Genomic DNA, 13892 nt, shown 5'->3' on the forward strand with positions numbered 1-13892 from the left:
CTTATACTTGAAAAACGCCCGTTGCTGCGATGCGATGCACCGCCTCCAGCAGCCTTTCCTCACTGTTTACCAGACTGACCCGCACATGAGAAGCTCCTGCACGACCAAAGCCTTCTCCAGGAGCGACCGCAACATGCGCCTCGTCCAATAAAAAGTCTGCAAAGGAAGCAGATGTATACCCCTCTGGCACCTTGAACCAGGCAAAAAAAGACCCTTGGGGAGCAGCTACATCCCAGCCAATACCCCGTAACGCTGCAATGAGAACATCACGGCGCCGCTCATATAACGCCGCGAGCCCCCGTACCGGTTCCTGCGTGCCCAGCAATGCCACAGCTCCCGCATCCTGTACCGCTCCAAAAACAGTGCTGTAGGCATGCGTATGATAATGCTTGAGCGCACCAATGATGGACGAATTTCCCACTGCAAATCCGAAGCGCCATCCAGCCATGTTATACGTTTTGGAAGCCGTATACGTCTCGACGCCATACTCCTTGCCGCCGGGGATTTGCAATAAACTAATCGGCTTATATCCGTCAAATCCAAGAGCACCGTAAGCAAAATCATTCATAACCGGAAACTGGTACCGAGCGGCATAATTCAGCGTCTTTGTCAGGAAATCTGCTGTAGCTACTGCTCCAGTCGGATTGTTCGGATAATTAATCATGAGCAATTTGACCTGCTCTGCAATTTCTTCCGGCACGGTTGTATAATCAGGCAAGAAACCATGCTTCTCATCAAGCGGAATCGTATGAATTTTGGCTCTTGCCAGCGCAGCAGCGGAATAATATTGGGGATATGCCGGATCGGTCGTCAATAACCAATCACCTGGATTCAATAGCGCCTGTGGAATCCCCATTACGCCTATGGCTGAGCCGTTGAATATGGCAATCTCTCGGTCAGGATCCAGTTCCACGTGATACTCCCGTTTATAGAACGCGGCGACAGCCTCCAGCGTGCTTTTTTTTCCATGAAAAGGCGGATAACCCTGATTGATCGGTTGATCGACCGCTTCCTTCAAAGCGCTGATGATATGCGCCGGTGTCGGCTGATCCGGGTTGCCGGCTGCCAAATTGATTACATCTATTCCCTTACTTTTATGCAGATTCACCTTGTCATCCATTGCGCTAAAATAGTTGTCAGGCAGAGCCTTGACGAGATCAGAGGATGAAAAAATCACGTTCATCTCCACCTTCTATCCATAAGATACAGGCTGACAACGTCAGCCCGCAGAAGATAATACCCCATATTATTTGAAATAGCTTGGCAGCTTGTAGCCTTCATAATCAGGATTCGATTGGATGTACTTTTGGAATTCATCTGAATGATATCCTTCAATAATGTCTTTGACGAAGGGCTTATCCTTGTTCTTGCTGTCCACAGCGACCACGTTCGTGAACGGATCTGTCATATTTTCAAGCTTTAATGCCGAGGTCAGCTTTATTCCATTCGATACAGCAAAGTTCCCTTGTATAGCCGCAAAATCAACATCCTCCAGTGCACGTGGCCCCTGTGCCGGGTCGGTAGCAACAAATTGCAGATGATGCGGATTAGAGGTGATATCGTTCACCGAGGTTTGCAATGGATCGATATTGTCCTTTAACGTAATCCAGCCTACTTCCTTCAAAATATTCAGCGCACGCAGCATATTGACTGGCTCGTTGGGCAGGTTGATTTGGGCTCCCTCACTGATTTCGTCAAGGCTGGTATGCTTGCTGGAGTACAATCCCATTGGAGGAGTCGGGACCTGCACAGCACCAATCAGATCAATATTCTCCCGCTTATTCATAGAATCCAGGTAGAGCGAATGCTGGAACACATTGGCATCAATATCCCCCTTAGCCACGGCTACATTGGGCTGAACACCGTCTGTAAACTCTTTATATGTAATCGTATATCCTTTCTTCTCCAAATATGGAGCCACACCATTCTTAAACTGATCGCTATATGGACCGGGATTAAAGCTGATATGCAGTGTTTTCTTTTCTTCACCCGCAGCGTTGCCCGACGTATTCTTGCTGCCGCAGCCTGAAATAAAAAGCACGACTGCTCCCAGCAGCAATATAAATGAAATCCATGGTTTCTTCATTTTGATGTCTCCCCCTGCTCCTTGATATCATCTACTTTTGGTGAGTTAGAATGTTTACAATCGCTCAAAATACCAAGTAACTTGATGCGTTTTATAGATATTACAATGATTTTTTATTCACTGTCAACAACATTTAATTACGCATCTTCTGCATAGCAAAAAAGAGGGCATAACAGGAGATCCCCTTGAAAGCAAAACACTTCACACGTTTGTCATATACTTCCGTTTTAAATATACCCCTTAGGGGTATATTTAAAATAAGTAATTAAAACCCTAAAGGAGCTGTAAATATGAGAATGCAATGGGCTTTGCTCGCTGGTACAATTATGATTATTTTGAGTGGGTGCGGAAACAGTAACACGCCGAACCAGGAGCACACAACAAACAGCAGTCAACAGCACGACACATCGGATATGAACCATTCCACTTCCAGTGAGCTTCCTACCGGACTAAAAGAAGCGGAAAATCCAGCCTTCAAAGTTGGTAGCCAAGCGACTATTCGAGCTGACCATATGGCAGGCATGAATGGGGCTACTGCCACGATTGTTGGTGCTTATACGACTACTGCTTATACGGTCTCATATACTCCAACCACTGGAGAAAAAAAAGTGAATAATCATAAGTGGGTTATTCATGAAGAGATTAAAGATGCAGGCAGCGAGCCTTATGCACCGGGAACGGAGGTTATCCTTACAGCAGATCATATGAAAGGGATGGATGGGGCTAAGGCTACCATTGACTCCGTAGAGCCAACGACCGTATATATGGTAGATTATACGCCGACTACAGGAGGAGAGCCTGTCAAAAATCATAAATGGGTGACGGAGAGTGAGCTTTCAGCCCATTAGAACTCTTACAACACAGGCGCTTATGATAGCAAAAGGGAGCCTTACATCGGCTCCCTTTATACGGCTTTATTTGAGTTTGGACAAACCTACTTCGCTAAATTCAGCTTGGCATCCTTGATATTATACAAAGCCCCATTGTTGGTATCTACAAGCTTTTTCATTTGTTTGTTGGCTGGTCCATTTGCAGGCACGATTGCATTAAAAATAACACCATTTTTCTGTAATTGCTCGTTGATTTCATCTACTGAAAAACGTGCTTTACCCAGATCTGTATTCTTATCATGAACTGGTGCATCTGTAATGAATATGATCGTTTTGGAATTAGAATTTTTGGGGAATTTACTTATAGCTAACTGAATAGCCTCTAATCCCGATTCCTTCAAATCCCCACCAGCGGAAGGGCGCAGCATATTCAAATTACCTTTTAACTTGTTTTTATCGGTCGTAAACTCCAAAAATTCTAAATCTTTATCTGCCTTCAGATTGATATCCCGAAATGCAACGACAGCAAATTGGGAACCTGCTGGAACGGAATCAACAAAGCCTTTCACCTTCTGTCTCACATAATCCAGCGTCCCTGTCATACTACTTGTAACATCTATGACGAACACAATATCCGTAGATTTGGAGAAGGTGGTGGATATCTTTTTCAGAATCGTTGTATTGGATTGTGATTCGGAAGCATCTTCATTATCCTCCATTAATTGTTCACTTTCGCTGGTTGTCAAAACCTGCGGTGGAGCAAGAAAAATCACAACGCTCTGAGCTGCAATATTCCACTTTACCTTCGCACCTAGCGCCTCACTTACAAAGCGAATAGGAACCATTACTTTGCCGTTAATGAGCCTCGGCGCCGCATTGAGACGCACTAATTTACCGTTGATATAGGCATCTCTGGAGCCTACAGTTAACTTGATCGTTGTATTTCCTTTGGTTGCAGTAACGGTCTTGGTAGCTCCATCCCATTTCACTTTCGCCCCAAGCGCCTCAAAAACGGCACGAAATGGCACCAGCATACTTCCGCTAATAGAGGTCGCAGGCTGCTCATATTGTTGCAGTTTCCCGTCTATAAACACCTCAACCTGCTGAGCCTTGTTATTATTTATGGGAACAAATTGGGGTACAGACGCTGCCGAATTTCCCGACTGGTCGATCATTTTGATATAAAAGTAGTATCCACCCGTAGATAAATTCAGGTTACTCAAAGGGTAGGTAAACGTTGTTTCCGGATCGAACTGAATCCGTTTAATTAATTGAGCATCTGCATTTTTGACCAAAACGTATGAAGTATACGTGGGTTGAATATTTTTTATTTTCAAACGAACCGAAAATGACGTACCTGAAGAGTTGATTGTAAATGTACCCGGAAAATTTTCTCCAGACGGGATAGTCAAAGGGATTTCCGGTGACTCATCAACCGCTTGGTCCACTTTAGGCTCCACGACAGGCTGGGTTACTTGAGGTTCAATTACTTTCGGTTCGTCCAACTGTTGAGCAACCTCGGGTTTACTGGGAGTGGAAATCTCTTTTATATTGGTCTCTACCTCAGGCTGCGTTACTTTCGGCTCCTCCTCAAGTGGAGTTACTGTAGATTCATCGACTGACTGCACAGACCCTTTCATAGTTATAGGAAGTTCTATATGATTTTCTGATCCTGGATAAGGTGCTGGTCGTGAATCCGCAATCGTAATTGTAGAGTTGGCATAATCAATCGTAAAGTCACCAGAAGGAATTTCAGTATAGTTGCTATACAGACGAATTGGCGTATCAGGCTTAATCGTAAACGGGAGATCGAATTTAAACACTCTGTTTACTCCATTACCATCATCAAGGGTAAGCTTAAGCTTATCTCCATCTCTGAATACTGTCGAATTGGCAGCATGAACACTTTCTGTACACAAAGTGAACAACCCTACGAGTATCGTTAAAAACGAAAGTAGGAACATCATTCTTTTGAGCTTCATTCTTATTTCCCCTTTTGCATCTATTCTTGTCGGTAAATCATAGCATAGGGTTAGATGAAGTTCATGCCATCTGATTACAGTTATGGATATGCGAACTCACTTTTTCCATCATTCGCGCTCTGTTCATCTGTTCAATGTTCATATGTATCTCCTTGGCCCGCTTCTTCAACGTGGCATACGTAATATGGCCGCCTTCAGTGCTTTAGTGCCTTCTTCGCTTTTCAAATAATCCGACGGTGTTTCGTTGCCGAGTGCGGGGACTTTTCGATCCATCCAAGTCAGCAAATACTCCCCCATATCGGGCAGCAGCACAATCTGAATCTCCTTTGGAATTTTACTTTCGGCCACTTTTACTCTTATAGCCGGATCTACCTGATCATACCGCTCCTGATAGAGCTGAACCATGTTGGCCCAGCTCTCCAGCTTAAACTCTTTCAAATATATGTCTCTCATCTACGAGCCCTCCTTAGGGCCTCAGACAACGCTTCTCATGCTGGAGCAACCATTCTTTTCTCCATAGCCCTCCTGCATAGCCCGTTAGTTTCTGATTGGAACCGATAATTCGGTGACATGGAATCACAATGCTTAGCTTATTTTTTCCATTAGCATTGCCTACGGCTCGGATCGCTTTTTCATTCCCAATAGCAAGAGCAATATCTTTATAAGCTGTCGTTTTACCGTACCCCACGGACACCAGAGCATTCCATACTTTTTTTTGAAAATCCGTACCTTCAAAGGCATAAGGAAACGTAAACTCAAAGCGCTCACCTTTAAAATACTCGTCAAGCTGGGTAGCGCATTCCGCTAATACTTGGATTGGAACCTCTTCTATAGCCCTCGTTAAGAGCTCATTCCGATTAGAGAACATAATAGAATAGACAGCCTCATTTGTGCCCTGTATCTCTATCTCTCCAATCGGCGATACATACTTCAATACGTATAGTTCGCTCATAAAAGGATACGACCTCCTTCCTTTTCTAATCCTTACTCAACTTTCTATACTCACTAGGAGAACAATGGTTCAAGCTGCGAAACGCCTTATAGAAATGGGAGGGACTTTGGAAGCCCGTCTCATAGCAAATCTCAAGATTCGTAAGGTTTGTACTTTTAAGAAGATAGGCTGCCTTATCTACTCTTATTTTTTCCAAATACGTACGCGGGGTTTCGGCGGTTTCCTGTTTAAAGATCCGATCCAAGTAAAAGGAGCTTATTCCGATATGATCCGCAATATCCTGCAATACAATTTTCTCCTTGTAATGATTGACCAAGAAGGTTACCACATTCTGCACAAGTCTGATATACGGCGAATGGTCTGTATGGGGCTGGCATCTTTTGCAAGCACGAAAACCCGCCTTTTCCACTTTGTCCAAATCAAAGTAAAACTCCACATTTATTTTTTTCGGCTTTTTGGATCGACAGGAAGGTCGGCAGTATATGCGGGTTGTTTTCACAGCGGTAAAAAACAACCCGTCATACTTACGATCACACGCTATAATTTTCTCCCACATTTCTTCAAAAGAAAGATTGATGTTAGCCATGATCGAATGCTCTGTCCTTTCTATAGTTCATATTCATCTAGTTCAGGATTTTGCAAAATCCTCATATAAATGTGATGTATCTTGAAGCTCTATCAACTGTTCGGCATTCTTTTGCAAAGCAACTATTATCTTATCAGAAAATGCATTTCCAAAGCTAAACCGTTTAACACCTAACTGCTGAAGCTGGTGGACATTCGTCAGACCCGGCAGGGATAAAACATTAAGCGGAGCATGTATATGAAACACAACTTCCCTGATCTCTTCATCACTCTTTAATCCTGGAACAAAAATTCCGCTCGCACCACTATCCACATACGCTTTGGCCCGCTCTATGGTCTCTGAAAGTGGGGCATCCATCTGCAAATATGTATCCGTTCTTGCGTTTATAAAAAACTTTTGAAACCCACGCACATCCAATGCTGTTCTTATTTTGGACAACAGGTTACTGTGCAGGCCCACTTCTCGAAGTCCCTTTTGCGTTTTCAAAGAATCCTCAATATTAATCCCTACAACTCCCACATCGGCTACCCTTAAAACATGCTCAACAATCGTTGCCGTATCCTCCCCATATCCTGCTTCAATATCTGCCGACACTGGAATTTGAACATGCTCAGCAATCGTCCGAATAACGCTTACATGCTGGTCAAAATCAATAAGCTCTCCATCTGAGAATCCAAGCGTATTGGCAATTCCCCAGCTCGTCGTACCTATCGCCTTAAAGCCTGCCTTCTCCAGAGCCACCGCAGATAGCATATCCCAGGCGTTCCCTAAAAATAAAAGTTCCTCTGATGTGTGAAGTGCATGAAACTGATGAATTTTGTTCATAAATATAGCCTCCTGATATGTGATGTATCTCATTTTATCAAGAGACTATCTTTGTTTCGTCCTCATTCTTGCACTTATGGTCTGTAGGAATCTAGGAACAACTAGGTCCATTTATTCACATATAAATCATAATTTTTGAAAAAAACGGTTATTTAAGCTCTATTCAATCCTATGCTTCTTATCTATACTCTTGCTAAATCAATTCGAGTTAGATGCAAATCTACGCTTTTAGTCTTTCACAATTACATTATTATAGGAGGAGTTATATGTATAAAACAAAATTCCTTATGATCTTGCTAAGCTTTACTGTAATCGCTTCTTTCTCTAGCTTGTCCGGCCCTTCACCTAGCAAGGCTTTTGCTGAAGAGAATGGAACTCCGGTGCAGAAAACGATCGATTTAAATGAGGGCTTCGACCATTCAAATGAAGCTAGTATAGAGCCATTATCCCTTACCAGTGAAGAAGCTACTTTCCAAGCAACGGTTACAGCTGTTGATCATGATGCTAATTTCTCACCTTCAACACTTCAGTTTCTGAAGGCTAATACAGGACTCGACGGTGAGCAATGGGATAATATTATGAAGCTAGTGAACAAACCAGAGCAAGATTCTTTGAAATGGACTGAATTCTATGGCTATGCTGAAGATATAGGCGATAATCGCGGATACACAATCGGTATCTTTGGAGCAACAACAGGCGGTTCAAATGATACAGGACCCGATGGTCCGGACTTATTCAAAGCTTTTGATGCTGCTAGTGGAGCTAGCAACCCTTCCATTGCAGGTGGATTAACACGTGCTGGTCTGAAGGGGAAAATGAGTGGTTCGATTCTAAAACTCAGCGATAGCGATAGTGTAATCAAGAAGAAGATCAACGCTCTCCAAAACAATGAAGCTTGGAGAGAAGCCATGTGGCGTACGTTCTATGACACCTATATCGAATATAGTGTACAGCAAGCACAGAAACGCGGATTTAATACTGCTCTGACGATTGGATCATTTGTCGACACAGCACTCAATCAAGGCGCTACTGGTGATTCAGGTAGTCTTGAAGGAATCCTCTCACGCTCAGGCAGTAGTACGAATGAGAAGAAGTTCATGACTAGCTTCTATGCTAAGCGTACATTGGTTGTCGATACCAATGATTATAACCAACCTCCCAATGGTAAGAATCGTGTGAAACAATGGAGCTCTCTCTTAGCTTCTGGCGAAACAGATCTTAAGAACGCAGATGCAGCTGTGATCAAAGCAACTAATTGGGAACTGAAGTAAATATAATATACGTCATTAGGAGGGCATATCGTATGTCCTCCTTTATCTATTTTTCATGAACATTGAGTTGGCGATGACTGCTAACAACATCCCATTCTCCCATACAGTTCCTCTCATCATTCGAGTATGTAGGTCGCGTGTACAAATAGAGAGACTGTCCCAGAAGCCCGAAAGTTGCAAGCTCCTGAAACAGTCTTGTAAAATGGTTTATGAAGTCGAAATAAGGCCGTTAGATGATTCGATAGCCAGATGGCAGTCTACCGCTACTGCGGATATTACGGATTTGCTGCAACGTCAAACGTTGATTGGTAGAGATAATAGATTCCACATCATTCCCGCGAATCAGATCATCCAGGTCGGCGATGTTGCGATTGCCTCTGAACACACGGAAGTTACCTCTAAACCGCGTGCCAGTAAAGAGTACAAGCGTAGCATTGCTGCTGGTAGAAAAGAAACGCAGACTTTCGATGCCGTCGAGAATGTTATCGGTATTACGAATGCCTAGGTTTCCTCTGAATACTCTCCTGGAACCCCGAAAATTTTCTTCGTTGTAGACTGTAAGACGTGGATACGTTTGGGATACATATGCTTTGTTGTCCATGTTGTAATTCCTCCTTTCAACTTTATCTTATGCTTCACCATCCGATTGGCGCGGGCCTCGCAGCATCCATCTAAAAATGGTTATATGATTGAATAGAGCAGACGCAGACTTGAAAAAGGAACATATGTTCTGTATAATCCAGCTTAGCAATTTGGAAAATCCTGAACTAACGGAGATGCGGACATGGACGATAAATTTATTGAGGAACTACGTGAAATTAGCAGAAACGACAAGCGAAGATCCGAATTTCTTATTAAGGGTATGAAGGAAACACTTCAGGAAAGAAAAGAAAAAAACTTTATCGAAAGATGGATTTGGCGACAAAAAAATAAGAAGCTTATAGCGCGGAAGTTTAAATCCTAGTAGATATAACAACTGAATCTTCATAGCATTTCTACTTTTTGTTTAGGTCATAGCTCATTTCTGTCCTAAATATAAAAAGCCCTCGGGCGTTGAGGGAATGATCCGACAATCCATCACAGAGGATGTACAATTAGTTGCCCAGTTTCTAGCTGGTTTTTCAGAAGAGGCTTTAGGTAGTTCTATTCAGGACAGGAAATTTGTACCTTTGGATAGTAAATAACATGCCCGTATCCATGGCTTATTGCTCATTCAAATCAAACAAGGCCCGCAATGTTATCCATCGCTGGGCCTCCTCTTCACTTATCTATGCACTTTACTCCGTAACACCCAATCCCGTGTGAACTGAGGATCTTCGTGAAAGTAAATATACAGCTACAATGGCGATGACGACACCGGCTGCTCCAAACCAAGTGATGGAAGCCAGCGAAACCTGACCAACAACTACACCGCCGATTCCGGCTCCGGCTGCCATAGCAAGCTGCATCGTAGACTGATTGAGACTCAGCATCACACCGGAAGATTCAGGCACAAGTGTGACCAGATTATATTGTTGAGTAGGTCCAGTTGTCCAGGCTGCAAACGACCAAAGGATCAATAAAGCAAATACTGCGATCAGGGAATGAGCGGCAAAAGGAAGTAAGAGTAAGGAAATACCGTGCAACACCATGCCCCCTAATAATGTAAAGGGTATACCCTTTTTATCCGCACTGTACCCACCAATTTTTGATCCGATTAGACTGGCAATTCCGAAGGCGAGCAATACTGAGCTTAGCATATCCTCTCCTACACCTGATACATTCAGCAAATACGGTGAGATGTAAGTATACGCGAGTGAATAACCTCCTAGCCAAAAGAAGGTAATACCTAATCCCAAAGCAACTTCAGGCTTTTTCAGAAGAGCAAACTGTTGTAGTAAGGGGACTGGTCGATCTCCTTTTAAGCGGGGAATTGTCATAGATATAACAATTAGGGCAATAATCCCTGTCAACGCGATGCCGAGAAATACGGTTTTCCAGCCATATGCAGAAGATATCATTCTCCCAAGCGGCACCCCAATAATCAGCGAAGCTGTAAAACCCATAGTGACTGTAGCAATAGAACTGGCCTGCTTGCCGGCTGGGGCAATTTTTGCTGCAATGCTCAGTGCTGTAACCACGACCATCCCCGCCCCGAGGGCCATAAGAATACGCGCGGCGATAAACATTCCAAAACCCGGCAGAATAAAGGAGAGGACATTAGCTACTGCAAATAATCCGAGCGAACTCAAGAGCAGCTTGCGTCTGTCCCATTTAGCGGTTACTGCCATCAGAATCGGCGTGCCAATCGCGTAAGCAAGAGAAAAGACTGTAATCAGCTGGCCCGCTGCGGACACCGTAATCCCCATAGTTGTCGCAATTTGATCCAAAATGCCTGAGATAATGTACTCGGATGTGCCTACCAAAAAACTAACAATTGCCAAAATATACACTTTCCATGTGCTCTGCATTTTTAAATAACGCCTCTTTTCTTTTGATATTTTTATATTTTTACAAATATCGAAATTAAGACTAAAAAAATTTATGTTATTAGGAACGGGGCATATTTCTGCGCTGCTTCCACATCCAAGCTGTAATAAATAAACGTCCCCTCTTTACGGTATGTGAGCAGCCCCGACTCTGCCATTTGCTTCAGATGGTGCGATAGTGTTGAAATAGCTACACTGTTCAGCTTCTCGCCCAGCACAGAGCAGCATTGGTCACTTTCCTCTTTTAGCAGAAGTGCTATTTTGAGACGAGTGGGTTCTCCAAGTGCTTTATATATTTTTACAGCTTGCTGCATCTCTGTTGTATCTTTCACCCTGTTCGGCTCCCTTCTGTTCCAGTCTTAATTTCGATGTTTGTCGAAATAAAGTTATCACAAACATTTGTAAAAGTAAACCTGTTTATTATAAAGGTACAGCTTTTTTACACTCTGAGATGGGAATGATGGTCTTTCTCATCCGATAAATAACCCCCCATCCATAAAGGATGGAGGGAAAAATGACTGAGTAGAGAGGGGGAATCTTGGACGCCATGGCGTTAATTCGGGCTTGCCGTGGGTCTGACAATAATTTCATTAACATCTACATCCGCTGGCTGCTCCATAGCATACAGGATGGAACGGGCTATGGCATCAGGCGAAATCGAAATACGACGGTACTCTTTCATTCCTTGCCGGGCCTCTTCATCTGAAATACTGTCAGCAAGCTCAGATTCGGTTACTCCTGGCGATACCAGCGTCACACGAATATCTCCCCCCACCTCCATACGCAACCCTTCAGAAATTGCCCGAACCGCATACTTCGTTGCGCAATACACCGCTGCAGTTGGGGTTACACTATACGCGCCAATAGAGGCGATATTAATAAACTGACCAAATCCTTGCTTTTTCATAATCGGAAGCCCTGCCGCAATCCCATGCAGAACGCCCCGTATATTTACATCAATCATGCGATCCCATTCCTCTACCTTCAGGGCTTCTAATTTTGAAAGAGGCATCACTCCCGCATTGTTCAAAATTACATCCACACGCCCAAATGTTTTTTCCGCGTACTTAATGAACGCTTCCATCTGGTCCCTCTTAGTCACATCCAGTTGCTGATAATCAGCCGATCCACCTTTCAAACGAATCTCGGATGTCAGAGCCTCTAGTCGCTCTGTGCGTCTGGCCCCTAATATTACATGAGCCCCATGGTGAGCAAGTAAACGGGCAGTAGCCTCACCGATCCCACTACTTGCCCCCGTAATAGCTACGACTTTCCCTTTAATATCCAACATGCTTATTCCTCCTTTAGTTTAAAAACGGACTGAAACAGTTTACTTTTTTACTTCCCTGTAAAAAACCATCCCTGCATGATACAAAACACCATTTTTGAATACACCATCTGCCGTAAATCCGGTGTCGTCCACATATTCGATATAGTCATCTTCTATGATATAGCTGCCTGTATAGGCACTTTGTCTCTGACCCCGTGCTTCATCATAACGGCCATTAGGCAAGAGTTCTTGACGGATATCTCCGTCTTCAGTTACCCACATCCCTATATAGGGATGCTGCGAAGCGTGTACACTTTTTTCCGCTTTGTTACTCTCCATGACTCCCACTCCTTTGCCCTTCTATTTTTTTCTCAATTGCTCATTAGGTGTTGTATCTGCATCTTATTATGAGAGGAATGTCCATCAGCCCGGTAGAAGAATCAGAGCAAATTATTGCCTAATCCTCCAAAGACCCTTAATATGTAATAAACTACTGAAAATGAAAACGGGCTATTTTGCAAAGAAGGGATGTGTCATGATGGAGGCAACCAAAATAGAGGGTTCTACCATGGAAAAACAAGCCGAGTTGGCAAGGCTCATAGAACGATTTTCACATCAGGACGGAGTTCTCACTACAGCCATATCTTCGCTTCACTTCGTCCGAAGTTCAAATACAACCGTTCCGATACATCAAGTTCATGAACCTGCCTTATGTATTGTGGCACAAGGCAGAAAAGTCGTGATGCTCGCAGAGGAAAGTTACCATTACGGCACATCCGACTACCTTGTTGTGTCGGTGGATTTGCCGATCTCGGGGCAGGTTATCCAAGCGTCAGCAGAAGCTCCTTATTTGTGCCTCCGGCTCAATTTTGATCCGTATCAGGTTTTGGATCTGATCAAGGAATCTGCTCTTCCCACAAGCCCAATGCCTGATTCCAGACGAGGCTTGTATGTAAGCCAAACCAACTCTCTACTGCTGGATGCCGTGATAAGGCTAGTGCATCTTTTGGAAAACCCGCAGGATGTTCCGGTGCTGGCTCCATTAGTCATTCGTGAGATACTGTATAGGATTTTACAGGGTAATCAGGGGGAATCTTTAAAACAACTGGTCATGACCGGCAGCCATTCCAACCGGATTGCAGAAGTCATAAAGCGGATTAAGCAGGATTATGATAAGCCGTTGCGTATTGAGGAATTGTCCAAATTAGCGAATATGAGTCCTTCGTCACTACATCGACATTTTAAAGAGGTTACGGCTATGAGCCCAATGCAATATCAAAAACAATTACGTTTACAAGAGTCCCGCCGCCTGTTGTTATCCGAATCAGCGGATGCGGCAGATGTCGGTTTTCAGGTAGGTTACGAGAGCCCCTCCCAATTCAGCCGTGAATACGCCCGCTTGTTCGGCCTGCCTCCAATTAGTGATATCAAACGCTTGCGCTCGGATCAGGATCACCCGACCATTTGAACCGTTGTTAGATGAACATCTAAAACTACTGGTCCTACTAACGCTTATCCCAAACATACATGGCAGAATGTAAAAAAACAGCACAAAACAGCCGCTCCTCCGGTAGAGACGCGGCTGTTCAATATATTCCTCTATGCATGTGGTCATCACTATT

15 protein-coding genes are annotated in these 13892 nt (G+C 43.8%); 3 read left to right on the forward strand and 12 right to left on the reverse strand.

Annotated elements, in window-relative coordinates; genetic code table 11:
• Window position 1 precedes the first annotated feature (1 nt).
• Both AOU00_RS05320 and AOU00_RS05325 read right to left on the reverse strand, forming a co-directional pair.
• Window positions 2-1177, reverse strand: coding sequence for an aminotransferase class I/II-fold pyridoxal phosphate-dependent enzyme (locus AOU00_RS05320; protein ID WP_081330766.1), 1176 nt, complete (start codon window positions 1175-1177; stop codon window positions 2-4).
• A 69-nt stretch (window positions 1178-1246) separates the two neighbouring features.
• Window positions 1247-2086: a MetQ/NlpA family ABC transporter substrate-binding protein gene (locus tag AOU00_RS05325; RefSeq protein ID WP_053325891.1), complete on the reverse strand. Its 840-nt coding sequence runs from the start codon at window positions 2084-2086 to the stop codon at window positions 1247-1249.
• A 290-nt stretch (window positions 2087-2376) separates the two neighbouring features.
• Here AOU00_RS05325 and AOU00_RS05330 point away from each other — a divergent pair, with 290 nt between their 5' ends.
• Window positions 2377-2934, forward strand: coding sequence for a YdhK family protein (locus AOU00_RS05330; RefSeq protein ID WP_061828789.1), 558 nt, complete (start codon window positions 2377-2379; stop codon window positions 2932-2934).
• A gap of 86 nt (window positions 2935-3020) precedes the next feature.
• Here AOU00_RS05330 and AOU00_RS05335 read toward each other — a convergent pair whose 3' ends face one another.
• From AOU00_RS05335 to AOU00_RS05355, 5 genes are all read right to left on the reverse strand, one after another.
• A complete protein-coding gene (locus tag AOU00_RS05335; protein ID WP_069290110.1) occupies window positions 3021-4898 on the reverse strand; it encodes a stalk domain-containing protein in 1878 nt (625 codons plus the stop codon).
• A gap of 165 nt (window positions 4899-5063) precedes the next feature.
• Window positions 5064-5351: an antitoxin Xre/MbcA/ParS toxin-binding domain-containing protein gene (locus AOU00_RS05340; protein WP_069290111.1), complete on the reverse strand. Its 288-nt coding sequence runs from the start codon at window positions 5349-5351 to the stop codon at window positions 5064-5066.
• A gap of 13 nt (window positions 5352-5364) precedes the next feature.
• Window positions 5365-5850 carry a methylated-DNA--[protein]-cysteine S-methyltransferase gene (locus tag AOU00_RS05345; RefSeq protein WP_069290112.1) on the reverse strand — a complete coding sequence of 162 codons (486 nt, stop codon included), beginning with the start codon at window positions 5848-5850 and terminating at the stop codon, window positions 5365-5367.
• Window positions 5851-5875: 25 nt separating this feature from the next.
• The gene (locus tag AOU00_RS05350) at window positions 5876-6436 is read right to left on the reverse strand and encodes a bifunctional transcriptional activator/DNA repair enzyme AdaA (protein WP_069290113.1); all 561 of its coding nucleotides are present in this window, start codon (window positions 6434-6436) and stop codon (window positions 5876-5878) included.
• 42 nt (window positions 6437-6478) lie between these two features.
• Window positions 6479-7261, reverse strand: a complete 783-nt coding sequence (locus AOU00_RS05355) for an isocitrate lyase/PEP mutase family protein (RefSeq protein WP_069290114.1) — start codon at window positions 7259-7261, stop codon at window positions 6479-6481.
• Window positions 7262-7527: 266 nt separating this feature from the next.
• Between AOU00_RS05355 and AOU00_RS05360 the strand changes: the two genes are divergently transcribed.
• Complete coding sequence (locus AOU00_RS05360; RefSeq protein WP_069290115.1) at window positions 7528-8532, forward strand: chitosanase; 1005 nt, start codon at window positions 7528-7530, stop codon at window positions 8530-8532.
• 229 nt (window positions 8533-8761) lie between these two features.
• On the opposite strand, the gene AOU00_RS05365 is transcribed toward AOU00_RS05360, so the two are convergent.
• The 5 genes from AOU00_RS05365 to AOU00_RS05390 all read right to left on the reverse strand — a co-directional run bounded on the left by AOU00_RS05365 (window position 8762) and on the right by AOU00_RS05390 (window position 12609).
• The gene (locus tag AOU00_RS05365) at window positions 8762-9133 is read right to left on the reverse strand and encodes a hypothetical protein (RefSeq protein WP_061828782.1); all 372 of its coding nucleotides are present in this window, start codon (window positions 9131-9133) and stop codon (window positions 8762-8764) included.
• Window positions 9134-9809: 676 nt separating this feature from the next.
• Window positions 9810-10982 (reverse strand): MFS transporter, encoded by a 1173-nt coding sequence (locus tag AOU00_RS05375; RefSeq protein WP_069290116.1) that lies wholly within the window; start codon window positions 10980-10982, stop codon window positions 9810-9812.
• A 71-nt stretch (window positions 10983-11053) separates the two neighbouring features.
• Entirely contained in the window at window positions 11054-11332 is a 279-nt protein-coding gene (locus tag AOU00_RS05380; protein ID WP_013311367.1) for an ArsR/SmtB family transcription factor, read from the reverse strand.
• Between the two features lie 221 nt (window positions 11333-11553).
• Complete coding sequence (locus tag AOU00_RS05385; RefSeq protein ID WP_069290117.1) at window positions 11554-12291, reverse strand: SDR family oxidoreductase; 738 nt, start codon at window positions 12289-12291, stop codon at window positions 11554-11556.
• A gap of 39 nt (window positions 12292-12330) precedes the next feature.
• A complete protein-coding gene (locus tag AOU00_RS05390; RefSeq protein ID WP_069290118.1) occupies window positions 12331-12609 on the reverse strand; it encodes an Atu4866 domain-containing protein in 279 nt (92 codons plus the stop codon).
• A 199-nt stretch (window positions 12610-12808) separates the two neighbouring features.
• Between AOU00_RS05390 and AOU00_RS05395 the strand changes: the two genes are divergently transcribed.
• Entirely contained in the window at window positions 12809-13738 is a 930-nt protein-coding gene (locus AOU00_RS05395; protein WP_069292008.1) for an AraC family transcriptional regulator, read from the forward strand.
• Window positions 13739-13892: the final 154 nt, after the last annotated feature.

It is taken from the genome of Paenibacillus polymyxa (genome assembly GCF_001719045.1).
Taxonomy (GTDB): domain Bacteria; phylum Bacillota; class Bacilli; order Paenibacillales; family Paenibacillaceae; genus Paenibacillus; species Paenibacillus polymyxa_B.